Below are 14356 nucleotides of genomic sequence, written 5' to 3'. Positions count from 1 at the left end.
TACGATTATGATCGGGGGCAAGCCCTAATGCCACTCGGCTAAGCGAACGCAATGCTCAAAGCGACGAAGATCCAATGTGGGAGCTGGCTTGCCTGCGAAAGCGGTCGTGCTGTAACAGATGCATTGACTGACACACCGCCTTCGCGGGCAAGCCCGCTCCCACACTTGGGGCGCATTGGCCTGCTCGATCAGGCATCGAGCACTGCACGGATTTTTCGGGGCAGGTCAGCGGGTTGATACGGCTTGGGAATCAACTCGAACTCCTGTACCTGTATATCCGCGCGGGCCAGCGCGTCTTTCGCATAGCCGGTGGTCAGCAAGATCCTGATGTGCGGATACAAGCGCGACACCTCCCGCGCCAGTGCCGCGCCATTCATCACGCCGGGCATGATCAAGTCACTGAACACCAAGTCATACGTCGCCTGCTTGAGCATGCCCAATGCCTCGGCGGCATTGTGGGCGATGGCCGTGTGGTAACCGTAGTCAGACAAAATCACCTGCGCCAACTCGGCCACCTCGGGCCGATCTTCCACGATCAGGATGCGCTCGCTACCTTGCGGTGAGGTGGCCGTGGGTGTCTGCTCAACCCACAGCTGGCTGTCATCGGCCGGAAAGTACAAGCGTATCGTCGTACCGATACCCGGGTCGGAATGAATCCGCGCCGTGCCGCCCGATTGCTTGACGAAGCCATACACCATCGACAACCCCAGGCCCGAGCCCTGGCCTTCTTCCTTGGTGGTGAAGAACGGCTGCATGACTTTGTCCTGAATACCTGCGTCGATACCGTTGCCGTTATCCGAGACCGAAATGCTCACGTAACAGCCCTCGGCCAACCCCTCACGCTCGGCATCGACATCGCCCGGCACCTGGACGTTGCAGGTCTTGACGGTGACAGTCGGATCAGCACGCCCGAGCAAAGCGTCCTGGGCATTCGACAATAAATGCTGCACCGCCAGCTCCGCCTGGACCGGGTCGATGCGGCAATTCCACAGCTCGTCGGCAAGCTCCACGTGCAACTCGACGCCTTGCAGCGCACGCGCCATAAAATCCGGACGACCGAGCAAACTGTTCAGGTTGATCACCCGGCTGTCGAGCCGTTGCTTGCGCGAAAACGCCAGCAACTGCTGAGTCAGGGTTTGCGCTTTTTCCGCCGCCGCCCGCGCACGGCTGGCACTGTTGACGATGCGCTGCGGATCGCTGCCGGGGCGCTTGGCGCTCTGCTGGATCAAGTCGAGATAACCCATCATCACTTGCAGCAGGTTATTGAAGTCATGAGCGATGCCACCGGTCAGTTGCCCCAGCGCTTCCAAGTCTTGTGCGCGACGCACGCGCTGCTCAGCGTCGTGGCGCCGGCTCACGTCCAGCTGCGAGGCGAAAAAATACACCAGTTGCCCACGTTCGTTGAACAACGGCGAAATGAACAGCTCGTTCCAGAAGGTCGAGCCGTCCTTGCGGTAATTGAGCACCTCGACACAGGCCTCATGATGCCGCTCAACTGCGCGTTGCACCTGGTGCAGCGCGTTTTTGTCGGTTTGGGGCCCCTGCAGGAACCGGCAATTGCGTCCGATCACTTCGTCCAGTTCAAAGCCTGTCAGGGTCAGGAACGCCTGGTTGGCAAAGATGATCGGGTTATCCGGCTCGGCGGGGTCGGTCACGATCATTGCGCTGTGGCTGGCTTGCATGGCCGCAAAGAACAGGTCTTTGCGGCTGGCAGACAGCATCGCCAATTCCATACCCTCGACCACAGGCTTCTTCTTTGTCGCCAAGGTTCACCTCCAGATACGTGGTATGTGTTCCATGGACCGTGAAAATGCTGCGCAGTGCCATCAAAGGGCGCGGCGCCCGTGATTGGGCGCCGCGCGACCGTACAGCCTGGGTCATGGCTCAGGTTTTGGCTGCAACCCCCTGCCCAGGTCAGCGCCGGTGGTGGGGTCGCTGGTGGGGTCCGAGAGCGTGCGGATTTTCATCGCGCTCAGCACCGCTTCCTCGTCGGCGTCCAACTGCACGCTGGCGGTGCCGTCACCGCCATCGACCGCCGGTTGTGGGTTTTCCACGAACTCCCAACCATCACCCTGGTTCCAGGGCCCGCGCAGGTTTTCCGCACCTTGGGACATGTTGAAGTACACCTGCGTGAACTCCGGCTTGCCCGGCAACTTGCCTTGGGGGAAATTCGGTTGAATGGCATGCAGGGCTTTTTCGAAGGATATCTGGTGAGCAATTTCCCGCGTCATCAAAAACCCCAGCGCATCTTTTACTCCCGGGTCATCGGTGACGTTCATCAGCCGCTCATAGACGATTTTGGCCCGGGCTTCAGCGGCGATGTTCGAGCGCATGTCTGCGGTGGGTTCACCAATGGTGTCGATGTAGGCGGCAGTCCACGGCACGCCGGCAGAGTTGGTCAGCGGCGAGCCCGCCCCGTACAGCAGGCTGGTGATATGCGAGTCATTACCGGCGCCATTGAGCGCCCGGTACAACTCGCCCTCCTCTTCCACGCCTTCGGCCATTCGCCCCTTGGCGCCCTTGTTGAGCATCACGATGATGGAGCCGACGATCTCTAGATGGCTAAGTTCTTCGGTGGCGATGTCCATCAGCAAGTCTTTGCGCCCCGGGTCGTCTTCCGCCAAGGCTTGGGTGAAGTAACGGGACGCGGCGGCCAACTCACCTTGGGCACCGCCAAACTGCTCGAGCAAAAGGTTGGCCAGGCCCGGATTGGGCTCGGCGACGCGGACGGTGTATTGAAGTCGCTTGTTATGTAGAAACATGAACAAATCTCCTCAGGCTTACGGAAAAAGGCGCCCTGCTGGAATGCGCGCCTACCTTGCATGGGAAGTGGCCTGCGCTTTGAAAATTTCAAAATAAACCGGCGCCTCACGACCAGCGGTAATACGCTGCAGGCCAAGCGAAACGGCGTTTGCCGCGCAGTTTTCTCAGTCGGCACCGTGGTTTTCCGACTCGGGCACGACGTCGATGCCGGGCGTACCGCTGGCGGGTTTGATGCTGGCGTCAGCGGGTGTCGCGGCGCTGTCGGGATGGTCCCAATCGGTGGTCGCGTTGGGGTCTTCGTCGCGCCCGGCAGTGCCAATCACGCAACCGTCTTCATTGGGTGCGTCTGGTTGCTCAAGCGGCCGGTACTGTGGGTTGGATGGGTTGGGCTTCATGGCTGAAATGCTCCCGTTCACAGGTTAGGAACTCGTTGGAACGACGCCTTTTTTTGGAGTGCGACGAAAAAGACGAATGGCAGGACCCTAAACTAAGCCGGCAGTTTCGATCTTATTAATACCGAAGCGCTGACCGGCAATAAAAGTTATACGAAGCGGCGTATCAACCAAGTTCCTGTATAACTTTTTCAGCGAAATTACCGTTCGTCGCCGGTTAGAAAAATCGGTAAAACATTTCCCAAACAGCCAATATCGGAATAAGTGTCCGTTGCGAAACGGCCAACTAACGAAACGCTAACTTAGCGATTGGAGAACTATCATGACTACAGGTAATAAAAACCCGGGCAACTTTGCCAATGATCGCGAAAAAGCCTCCGAAGCGGGTAAAAAAGGCGGCCAAGCGTCAGGCGGCAACTTCGCCAACGACCGTGAAAAAGCCTCGGAAGCCGGCCGTAAAGGTGGGCAGCACAGCCATGGCGGCGGTCGGAAGTCGGGTTCTTGAGTAACGGTGGGAGGGGCAGCCTGGCTGCCCCTTCAAACCAAACGCACAGAACATAAGTGACATATTCATCACTGATAAATAATCGTAAACGTCGCCGACGCATTGGCCGGGCCTGGCGTGACTCGGTTGGCGGTTTGCAGATAACGGGCACGCAAGCGGATGTTGTAGCTGGACTCGAAGGACAGTGGGTTAATACCGCTGGCCCGATTCATCCCCAGGGGTACCGGGGTACTGTCTAGTGTCGCTACTTGGATGCCGACTCCGCTTGCGGCAGGCGAATTACCTGTGCCTGTGGGATCAATGCTCAGCACGCCCGTACTGGCATTGATCGCCGGGCGCGAGGAGTCGATGCGAAATTGCAGGGTGTTACCCGCTAGGGTTCCGCCGGAGCCAACGCCGGTGGGTGAATTACCACTTTGCGAAAGCCAGCCAGGTCCGGTGGTGGAATAGGTGCCATGGAACGCCGGGCAATCATTCAAGTTGATGGAAAAATCTGTCCACCCTGTGGCGCTGTTAAGCCCGGTGAACTTATTGGTCAAGTGCGTCCCCATCGGCACTGAAACATCCGGCGTACTGCAGGTGCGCGAGACAATCTGGATACTGCCGGAGATGCCCATCCTGAAACCCTGCATCCTGGCATCGCCGAAGTTGCCAAACAGGCTCACGACCGGCAATGAGCTGCCCGCCAATACACCTGGCGTTACTTCCCCTAGTTTGATCAGTATCAATTCGAAGTTCGAAGGTCCATCAAACGGAATCAGGCAGCGAGAGCCCGATGTGCAGGCAGTCCAGGATTTGTTGGTTTGCCTGGGCAGCACGCCGCCGAGACTATTGATAACCACCCCCAGCCCTGGAATTCGGGTTCTGTAGACCTTGTTGGCATAGGGGCCGCTGGACCAATTGGCTAAGCCAGAAGTCGCCTCGACCGTCAACTCGGTCCACTGTTGAAACGGAGCAAACCGGCAGTCCAGCTCGGGTGCCTGGCCCAAGGCCATGCTGAAGCGCTGTCGATAGACTTCGGCGCCCACCGGCACATCACGTCCGACGGTAATCGCCGAGACCTGCAATGGCATGTTGCCCACTGCGGCCTGGATACCGTTGTTATATGTACAGGTCACTGCCATGGCCGTATCGGCCATCGCCCAAAGTGCCGCCAGCGCTAGGCTGGGTTTGATCAAAGCGCCCATGTTCATAACGGTACCTTTTGCATGTTGTTGGGCGGCGTGCTGCCCGCGACCTGTTTGCCGGCGGCGCAAATAGCGTCCACCTGCTGCAATTGCTGGCCCTCGCCGGGGCCGGGAGGAATCATCAGGGCACACTGTTGATGGGTCTTGCTGCCCCAGTTGATCAACAACTGGCGAGTTTCTGGCTTGATCCGGGCATAGAGCAGACCGCCCTGCCCGACCATCCCCACCGAGGCGCCTTCGCCGTCGGTCACGCCTGCGCCAAATGGCAAGCTGCTGCCATCGTCCAGGCGCACATTGAGCAGCACCGCACGGCCCTGATTAGTGGTGTATTTAAGATGCACCACGGCACCGGCGCGTGGGGCGACTTGTTGGCTGGTCTCGTTGAGTTCGACATCCAGCGAACTGCCAATCGGGTCGATGGCCACCTCGTTCAGCTCATAAGGCCGTAGGTACGGCACCACGGCATTGCCGCGACTGTCGAGCGTGAGGCCGGGGTATCCCGAAACCTTGGCGCCCGCGGCACCCGGCGCACTGACCACCGCCATGGTTTCGCCGCGGTACGGCGTCATGGTCACACCCTCGGCGTGGGCCACCACGGTGCCGCTGGCGCCCATCGAGGCGCTGGTATAGCCATCGCCACGCCCCAGTGCCGCACTGAGCATGGCTCGCCCACCCGTGTACTGACCGTTAAGCGCGGCGCTCTTGCTGTGGTTGGCGCCGTCATGGCCGAAATTGGCGCTATAGCCATATTGACGGTCTTGGCCGGCGGTGCCGCTGATACCGGCCTGCTCACTGTAATTGCCTTGGGTATCGCGGCCCACCTGCGCGGTTATTTGCGGAGTGTTACCCGACGCACCGAAATCCAGGGGCATGCTCATGGTCAGCAAAAAGCTGTTCTCCATATCGCCCAGCCCCATGCGGCTGCGGTTGGCATTCACACTGAAGCTGACGCGGTTGAACTGCTTGCTGTAGCTGAACTGGTACTGCACATCACTGCCCGGCTGATTCCAGTAGTTTTGCGCGTAACCGCTGATAGAGACTTGCCCCCAAGCCCCAAGGTTCTGGTCGGCGGTCACCGAAAAACGACTGCGCGGGCGACCGAACATGCTCGAATCCCAGCCATTTTTCTCGGCATCCAGCAGTTGGATGGCGTTGCTGAAATCCAGGTAGTCCTGAGTGGAAAACCGATAGGCCGCCAGCGAGAAGTTACTGCCGGTACTGAGCACATTCTTGCTGTACGACACCCGCATGCTCTGGCCCTTGGCAGCGCCGCCGGCCAGGTCGGTCTGGGCGTGCGTGATGTCCACGGCCATCGCACCGATGGGTGTGCCGAACGCCAGGCCGGTGAGCACCGCCGTGTAGTCATCGCTCGATTGCAGGCCGGCAAAACCGGTGAAGGTATTGTTCAAGCCGTACTGCACAGTCCCTTGCAGCAGGCGCGCCTGATCGTCGACGAAGTTGTTGCGGGTTTCACCCGCGGTGAGGCTGAACCGCGAGGTGCCGGGGCGCAGCAACTGGCTGACCGAGGCGTAGGGCACGATAAAGTTCTGCTCAGTGCCGTCGGCTTCGGCCACGCTCACGCTGAGGTCGCCACCATAGCCGGTGGAGTACAGGTCATCGATCACAAACGCGCCGGGCGCCACGGTGGTTTCCAGCAAGATATTGCCGGCCTGGCGAATGGTTACCCTCGCATTGGTGCGGGCAATACCCCGGATGACCGGCGCATACCCGCGCATCGAATCGGGCAGCATGCGGTCGTCAGTGGACAGTTGCACACCACGGTAGGACAAGGTGTCGAAGATCTCACCGGTGGTGTTGGACTCGCCCACTGTCAGCTGGCTTTTCAGCGCGGTGATATCACGCTGGGCGTACGTGTCCAGAGCCTGATACCGGCTGCCCAAACGTGACTGCCAGCTCATGGACGCGTTGTGGCGCAGGCGCCAGTCCCCCAGATTCAGGCCCGCGTTGAGGCCCATGAACGCCGAATCGGAGTTGCCACTGCGGGTGCGGTTACGATTGGCGTTGAAGTTGTAGCTGAGCATGGCGGCCGTCACGCCACGGTCCCACAACTGCGGGCTGACGTAACCCCGCGCATTACGCTTGAGCGCCACCTGGGGAATGCTCAGGTCCAGCGCCTGGTTCTCTGGGGAGAAGTTCGCGGTAGCGCCAGGGATTACCTGCCACACTGCCGGGCACGCCTGACTGTCGAGCATCGTGCTGGCCTCGGGCGTAAGGCTGGCCATTTGCACACCCTGGCGCTCAAGCAAGCCACGGTTCATACACACCACCGGCTTGCTGCCGTCGGCCTGGGCGTCAATGCGAATATCCTGCCGGTTGTTCAGTTGCCCGTTGAGGATGATGTCGGCTCGGTATTGACCGGGCATCACCGGGTTGCCGGCCTGGTAGGCACTCAGGTCAAGATTGCGCGAGTCTTCGGGCAGGAAGGCGTCATTGAACTGCACTTCTTGCGCCAACGCGCCTTGCATGCTCCACACGCCTGGAGCAATGGTCAATGCCTTGAGGATCAGGGCAGTGAGCGGATTCAAGGCGAAGCGAGGCCGCGCCCGCAGAAAAAGCCTGGAGCAAGAAAAGGTCGACATAGATGACTCGCGGGTAAAAACGTCAGGAATGGATCAGGGCTGCAGCGTGTTGCGGGTCGGGACCAGCGCGCCGTAATCGTTGATGGCGCTGAATTCCACATGGGCCTGGCTCGACGGCCTGGCCTTGAGCGTGGGCAGCGCGAACTGCCGGGTTTCTCCAGGGCCGACCATGCCGTCCTCACTGCGATAGCGTTGGTTACCCGCCACCAGGTCCAACTCGATCAGCGAGACGTGGAACGCCGACGGGTTGTACGCCTTCAGCGCCAGGCCTTGGCCATCGCGTGCCGTAACCAATTGCCACTGCACCTGCTCAACCGCCTCATTGGGATTTCCAGGCAAGCCGACCGGGCGATAGAACAGCTTGATGCGCGAACGGAAAGCCATTTGCAGCGTATTAAGGTCTGCACCCGCCTCGGGTTTGGGCGGGATTTCGAGAACGTTGAGCCAGAACACCGACTCTTTGTCCTGCGCCAAAGGCGCGCCGGTAAAGAGCACTCGCAAGCTTTGGCCCTTGGTCGGGTCAATGCGCGCCACCGGGGGCGACAATAGGAACGGCGCCTTGGAGCTGGTGGGTGTCGATTCGACGCTGCCGGTGTCGATCCATGATTGGACCAGTGCGGGCAACGTGCCGTTATTGTTCAGTTTTACGGTGATTTCTTTCTGGTCCGCCGGATAGACCAGGCGCGTACCGGTAATCACCACTGCAGCGAATGCATGGGAACACATCAGTGTGGCCAGGCCGATCAGCAGCAGTGGTTTGAATGCACGTGTGCACGACATAGAGCAATCCCTTTACCGTCTGGATGCACGCCCTTCAATACCGAGCAGGGCGTGTGTCCAAAGCCTGCGACTTACTGATAATTGATGGAGTAAGTCACGGAGCCCACAACGGTGCCCGGCGTGGTAGCCGACTGGGCGTAGTACTGAACGGCGTACGGCAGCACAGCGGTCAGGGCAGTTGGGTCAACAGTTACGCGGCTGGTGGAGGTAACCTGAGACGTGTTGCCGGCCTTGATCGCGTTGCCATTGGTGGCATCCACCAACTGCAGTTGGACCTTGGTGGCTGAACCGCTGATGTTCTTCACATTACCGCTGGCCGGATCCACGCCACCGCCCGACTCAAAGAACGCCGCCGCGGTTTTGATCGCAGCAGAGCACTTGCTCAGTTCGATGTTGAAACCGGTCTGGCCAGCTACTTGCCCGGCGGAAGCCAAGGAAGCGGTGGAGATGGTTGGCAAGGTGACGGTGGTCGCGCCGGAAGCTGCTGCACCATTGACGGCCACTTGGCAGGTTTCGGCTTTCAGCTCACCGTTGAAATCAATTTTGCCGTCCGAAGCCATGGCAGCAGAAGAGACGGTGGCAGCGACCAGTACAGCGAGGGCGCGAGCTTTGTAATTCATGAGTAACTCCGAGAGCACGATAGACTTGATTAAGTTGTGAAGTTCCCTGGACGGGAAATACTTCTGCGTTGTTGCGAAATGAAGTGTAAGCAGCGCACTTAATTTTCAAAATAGGAGTGCTCTGAAAAACAAATAACCCGGGCAAATCACCTTATAAACAGGCGATTAAAATCAACAAACAAAGTCCCCCACCATAGTGGGCTGGCTTTAATAAGCCAACAGACAAAGCGTCTATAGGAGTGGTCCTAAAAGCGCGCCTGAACGGTATATTTAAATCCAGCTTATATAATGGGTCATCGTTATTCTGATCATCAGATGTTGACTGACCCACCGTTATCGCAGCCTAAGCATCTACACAACTTCGAGGTTAGGCTGGACCCGTGGCGGCCTGACAGCCGACGCTTATTTACCTGGCGCCCCGCGATCCAACTGTGGGAGCGGGCTTGCTCGCGAAGGCGACCTGACAGTCAACACAGTTGGATTGGGTACATATCCGTTCCTGCGGTAACGGCCACCTAGGGTTCCGCCCTGACGGCGGCTCACTTTTGAAAAGCGCAAAAGTAAGCAAAACGCTCTTGCCCCACCACTCGGCACCTCGCTTAGGCTCGGTGTGCCCGTAATCCGCCAGTGATTTGGGGGGCGCTTGAGATCAAGATCAAGGGCAGATCAAGAGCAAGAGCTACTCGCTTCGCATCGTGGTTACCGTCGATCGCTACAGAGTTGTGTAGATAGCTATGGCTATCGCAGGCAAGCCCCACCTGTGAAGCGGTGTTCAAACTGAACGACCGGGTACAACAGCGAGGCTATGCTAGCGCAGGCCTTTGCCCAGCAGCACGCTAAGGCGTTCGGCAATCTGCTGCGCGGGCCAGTCACGCTCATCGCGCAATAACCGTTCCAGGCTGTCGACAGTGCCCACCAAGTCGTCGCGCTCCAGCCCCAGCACCGCCCCGTGCAGACGCTGAACTGCCTGCAACGCTTGGCTTCGCTCGCGCAAGGCCAGTGCCTCGATCAAGTCGTTGAAGGCCGTGCGCAGGATATGCGACTCCTCCTCTGGCTCTTCCTTGGGCATTGCCGGCAGCGGACCTTGCGGCATGTCACACCAAAGCTCGATCATCTGCTGCAACTTGGCTGGTGTAACCGGCTTGACCAGCACCCCGTCGAGCCCCGCATCAAAACAACGCTCAAGGTGCTCGTTATCGCTGAAGCCCGCGACAGCTACAAGCGGACAATGGGCACGCTGCAACACCTGCTCCAACTCACGAAAGGCGCCCGCCAGCGGCTCGATTTCACTGTTTGGCAAGTCGCAATCGATCAATACCATATCGACCCGTCGCACATTGAATAGCGTCAACCCTTGGGCGCCATCAACCGCCAGCAACACCCTACAACCCAGCGCTTGCAGGTGTGCAGGCAGTGTCTGTTGGCCGGTCACAGGCGCCTGCACCACCAACACGTGTACACCGTTACCCTCCACTTGGGCCTGCGCCGCTTCAGCCTGGGGTATATCCAGGGTCTTGGCCCACTCGACAGACAGTTTGACTTCAACCTCAGTACCCACGCCTTGGGTGCTGTTGAGGGTCAGCTCACCCGACATCAGCCTCACGAGGCGACGGCAAATCACCAGGCCAAGCCCGCTACCACCGGTACGTTTGTAAGAGTGCTTGGCCCGTGCATAGGGCCGAAACAGGCTGGCCTGCGCCTGCTGTGACAAGCCAATGCCGCTGTCGATGATGCGGATCAGCACGTGCGGCACAGGAACCTCTGGCCATTCAACCACCTTGAGCTGCACCTCCACCCCGCCTACCTCAGTGAACTTGACCGCATTGGAGATCAGGTTGCGCAGCACCTGACTCAAGCGCATGCCCTCCAGCATCAAGGGGCCGCTGGGGCGTTCACCACTCAATGTCAGCAACAGGCCTTTTTCTTCGGCGCCGGCGCGATACTCCTCCACCACCTGCTGGACTAAGGCCCAGAGGTCCACAGGCTCCAGGGTCAGGGTCAGTTGCCCGGCCTCCATCCTGGAAATGTCCAGCACGTCATCCACCAGCCGCAGCAAGGTATTGGCGCCGCTGTTGGCCAATTGAGTGAAGTGGCGCTGCTGTTCGTCCAGCGGTGTGTGCTCCAACAACTCGATAGCCGCCAGCACCGCGTTCATCGGCGAACGCACTTCATGGCTGACCACCGCCAAAAACATCGCCTTTTCCCGCTCGCTCTGCACGGCCTGGCGGCGCTGACGACGGCTTTGCCAGGCGAACGCGATCAACAGCAGCACCACCGACAGCAACAGCCACAACTCACCCTGGAAATGCTCGGCGATGTCCTTGATCGTCGGAATGTCCAGGTTCATGTCATCGAACCAGGCGTCATAGATCGCTTTGCGCTCATCGTTGCTGATGGACCCCAGCACTTTTTCCAGGATCGACAACAGGATCGCGTCGCTGTCACGCACCGCCATGCTCACGCCGGTGTGCAATTGCGGCACCACCCCGGATACTTGCAACACCCCCTGATACTGCCGGGAAAGATAGGGGATCAGTAACCATTCAGAGGCGATGGCGGCATCCGCCCGACCGTCCTTGACCATCGCCATGATGTCGACAGCGTTCTGGCCGGAGATCACCGTTATGCCGGGGACTTTCTGCTGCAAAAACGCCTGATACCCCTCGCGCCCCAACATCACCAGGCGTTTGCCGGCAAGTTGTTCCAGGTCCACGAATGGCTGTTGGCCAAAGCGGCTGACGAGGATGGTGGAACTGGTGTTGTAGGGCGTCGTATAGCGCATGCCCAGGTCCTTGACCGGATCGTCGTCGCGGCGCCGGGTTGGCAAGATATCCACCTCGCCGCTGATCAGCATGTCCTTGCGGGCGCTACGATTGCCGGTGACCACCGACTGAAAATGCAGGCCGGTACGCGCCGCAATCAAACCCAGGTACTTGGCCGATAGCCCACGCAACTGGCCGTCGCTGATGTACTCGAAGGGCAGCAGGTTGTCGAACACACCGACACGCAGCACGGGGTTGGCGGCGATCCAGTCACGCTCTTGCTGGGTCAAGGTCATCGACGGCGGGTCGGCCTGCGCATCGGCCAGGCCCGCGCTTGCCAGCAGCAACCACCCCAGCAGCAGGCGCAACCGTGCAACCCTCATGGTTGCGTCATCGGCGGCGGCGCGACCATGGCCAGCATGTCCAGCGGGGTCTCCTCGCTCACGGCACGCCAGTGCTGAACCAACGCCTGAAGCGTGTGCACGTAAACCGGGTTGCGCCAGCCCTCCTCTGCCCGCAACAGGTTCTCCAGGTGCGCGGCCGCCTGGGCCAGGGCCGGCCATTCGATGATCAGTGCCGCGCCGTGTAACCGATGGGCAACATGGATGGCCGAAGGGCGATCACAGAGCGCCATCGCCCTGAGCAGGCTGCCCAGGTCGGCCGCCATCTCACGGTTGATCGCGGCCTGATCAAGTCTCGGGGCCATTAAGCTGGCGCGCGGTGCCGCCAACGTGACGCCGCACCACTGCTCAATCACGTCACTCAACTGCCCCAAGCGTATGGGCTTGCTCAACGCCCCATCCATGCCCGCCGCCAGGCAGCGTTGAAGGTGCTGCTCACCGGTCAAGGCGGAAATGGCAATGATCGGGCAGCGCGCTCGCCCCCATTGCTGTTCGAGCGCCCGCAGTTCGCAGACCAGGCTGTAGCCGTCCTGATCCGGCAAGTCGCAGTCCATCAATACCAACGCGTAAGCGCGCTCAGCGAACCGCACGCGGGCCTGGGCCGCATCGGCGGCAATCACTGGCACACAACCAAACCCGCTGATTTGCGCCCGCAGCACTTCCTGGTTGGCCAGGGTGTCTTCCACCACCAGCAGCTGCAAACCACCGGTGACATGCAAAGGCATTGGGGCTGGGGCTCGCGTCGGTTCAGCGGCCTCAGGGGCAAGGGTTGCGGGCAAGTACAGGTTGATACACGTTCCCACTCCCGGCTCGCTGCGCAGGGTCAGCGAGCCTTGCATCAAATCGACCAATTGCCGACATATCATCAGCCCCAGGCCGCTGCCTCCCGCACGCTTATAGGACTGACTCGCCTGGGCATAAGGCCGGAACAAAGAGGCCTGCACCGCTTCGCCCATACCGATGCCGGTGTCGCGGACTTCAACCTGCAACTGATGCTTACCGTCCAGCAAGTCTTCCAGGCGCAGGGTGATGTCCACAGCGCCGGTATCGGTGAACTTGATGGCGTTGGACAACAGGTTATGAAACACCTGCGTCAGCCGCGAACGATCAAGCCACAACGACGGCAGGGCTGTCTGCACGCTCACATTCAGACTCAAGTGTTTTTCCCCCGCACGCAGGCGATGCAAGCCCACTACGCCATGCACCAGCGCGATGACATCCGTCGCCTCAAGTGTCAGGCGTAACGCCTTGGCCCCTGAATCCGGCCGGTGCAGCACATCATCGAGCAAGCGCACCAGCATATTGGCGCCGCTGTTGGCCAAGTGCGCGAAGTGGCGCTGCTGGTCATTGAGCCGGGTGTGCCACAGCAGCTCCATGGCCGCCAGCACGGCGTTCATTGGCGAGCGTATTTCGTGACCCATCACCGCCAGGAACATGGTTTTTTCCTGCTCGTTCCGCTCGGCCTGCCGCTGCTGGCGGTAACCGCGATAGACCAGCACACACAAGCCAATCAACGCCAACATGCCCAGGATCAAAAGATGCAAGTAATGGCTGGCGATGTCCCACAGGGTCGGCGCATCTACCTCCAGGTCCCGGTACCAATGCTCGTACATCGCATTCTGTTGTGAGGGGCTGATCGAGCCTAGGGCTTTGCCAATGATCGAGGCCAGCATGGCGTTATCGGTGCGCACCGCCATGTTCACATCCAACATGCTGCTGCCCACCACGCCAGAAATTTCCAGCACGCCCTGAAACTGTCGATACAAATAGGGCATCAAGAAGGCTTCGGAGGCCACGACTGCATCGGCACCACCGTCCCGGAGGGTGTTCAGCATGGCCAAGGCCTGGGGGCTTTTGATCAGAGTGGCTCGGGGTGCCCTTTTTCTGAGCAACTGCTCGTAATACTCCACATCGGGGATCACGACCGTTTTATCTTGTAGCTGGTCAAGGTCAAAAATATCGGCGTCGTCGACACGGGTCACGATGATCGGCACGGTAGTGTCGTAGACCAGCGCGGTAAGATCCTCGATAGGCGGCTCGTCACGAAAGCGAAAGTGCGAAGACAGCAGGTCTACCTGGCCATCCAACAGCATGCGCTCACGTGCAGCCCGGGTCTTGACCGGCACATAGGTGAATTCAAGCCCCGTGGCATCGCGCACATATTGCAGGTACTGCACCGGCCGCCCCTGCAGCACGCCATTACTCATGTACTCGAAGGGGACCAGGTTTTCCATCACCCCCACTCGAAGGACCGGATGCTGCGCTATCCACAGCCGCTCCTGCTCCGTCAGCTCAACCGGCGCCGCACAGGCAAGCGCGGCATCCAGCATCAGCAACATGAATAAG

The 14356-nt window shown here is 59.8% G+C and carries 10 protein-coding genes; 1 reads left to right on the top strand and 9 read right to left on the bottom strand.

Features of this window, described 5'->3' with window-relative positions:
• Positions 1-188 precede the first annotated feature (188 nt).
• The 3 genes from N2A98_RS10260 to N2A98_RS10250 all read right to left on the bottom strand — a co-directional run bounded on the left by N2A98_RS10260 (position 189) and on the right by N2A98_RS10250 (position 3158).
• Complete coding sequence (locus N2A98_RS10260) at positions 189-1721, bottom strand: histidine kinase famiy protein (protein WP_275623601.1); 1533 nt, start codon at positions 1719-1721, stop codon at positions 189-191.
• Between the two features lie 156 nt (positions 1722-1877).
• The gene (locus tag N2A98_RS10255; protein ID WP_044273273.1) at positions 1878-2762 is read right to left on the bottom strand and encodes a manganese catalase family protein; all 885 of its coding nucleotides are present in this window, start codon (positions 2760-2762) and stop codon (positions 1878-1880) included.
• Positions 2763-2927: 165 nt separating this feature from the next.
• Positions 2928-3158, bottom strand: a complete 231-nt coding sequence (locus tag N2A98_RS10250; protein WP_032892347.1) for a hypothetical protein — start codon at positions 3156-3158, stop codon at positions 2928-2930.
• A 319-nt stretch (positions 3159-3477) separates the two neighbouring features.
• On the opposite strand from N2A98_RS10250, the gene N2A98_RS10245 reads away from it, so the two are divergent.
• A complete protein-coding gene (locus N2A98_RS10245; RefSeq protein WP_003190457.1) occupies positions 3478-3660 on the top strand; it encodes a general stress protein in 183 nt (60 codons plus the stop codon).
• A gap of 68 nt (positions 3661-3728) precedes the next feature.
• Here the strand turns inward: N2A98_RS10245 and N2A98_RS10240 are convergent, their stop codons facing one another.
• The 6 genes from N2A98_RS10240 to N2A98_RS10215 form a co-directional block, all read right to left on the bottom strand.
• The gene (locus tag N2A98_RS10240; protein ID WP_229999502.1) at positions 3729-4847 is read right to left on the bottom strand and encodes a fimbrial protein; all 1119 of its coding nucleotides are present in this window, start codon (positions 4845-4847) and stop codon (positions 3729-3731) included.
• Between the two features lie 2 nt (positions 4848-4849).
• A complete protein-coding gene (locus N2A98_RS10235) occupies positions 4850-7447 on the bottom strand; it encodes a fimbria/pilus outer membrane usher protein (protein WP_275623356.1) in 2598 nt (865 codons plus the stop codon).
• 33 nt (positions 7448-7480) lie between these two features.
• Positions 7481-8227 (bottom strand): fimbria/pilus periplasmic chaperone, encoded by a 747-nt coding sequence (locus N2A98_RS10230; protein ID WP_069558802.1) that lies wholly within the window; start codon positions 8225-8227, stop codon positions 7481-7483.
• A gap of 71 nt (positions 8228-8298) precedes the next feature.
• On the bottom strand, positions 8299-8847 hold the full coding sequence (locus tag N2A98_RS10225) for a fimbrial protein (protein ID WP_003190448.1): 549 nt from the start codon (positions 8845-8847) through the stop codon (positions 8299-8301).
• An 808-nt stretch (positions 8848-9655) separates the two neighbouring features.
• Positions 9656-11992 (bottom strand): transporter substrate-binding domain-containing protein, encoded by a 2337-nt coding sequence (locus tag N2A98_RS10220; RefSeq protein WP_275623355.1) that lies wholly within the window; start codon positions 11990-11992, stop codon positions 9656-9658.
• The gene (locus N2A98_RS10215) at positions 11989-14349 is read right to left on the bottom strand and encodes an ATP-binding protein (protein WP_275623354.1); all 2361 of its coding nucleotides are present in this window, start codon (positions 14347-14349) and stop codon (positions 11989-11991) included. The genes N2A98_RS10220 and N2A98_RS10215 overlap by 4 nt, the downstream gene beginning before the upstream one ends.
• Positions 14350-14356: the final 7 nt, after the last annotated feature.

Origin of the sequence: Pseudomonas sp. FJ2-5-13 (assembly GCF_029201605.1) — a bacterium.
GTDB lineage: Bacteria > Pseudomonadota > Gammaproteobacteria > Pseudomonadales > Pseudomonadaceae > Aquipseudomonas > Aquipseudomonas lactis.
The sequence above is the reverse complement of the archived record's forward strand: the minus strand, read 5'-3'. Positions and strand labels throughout refer to the sequence as shown.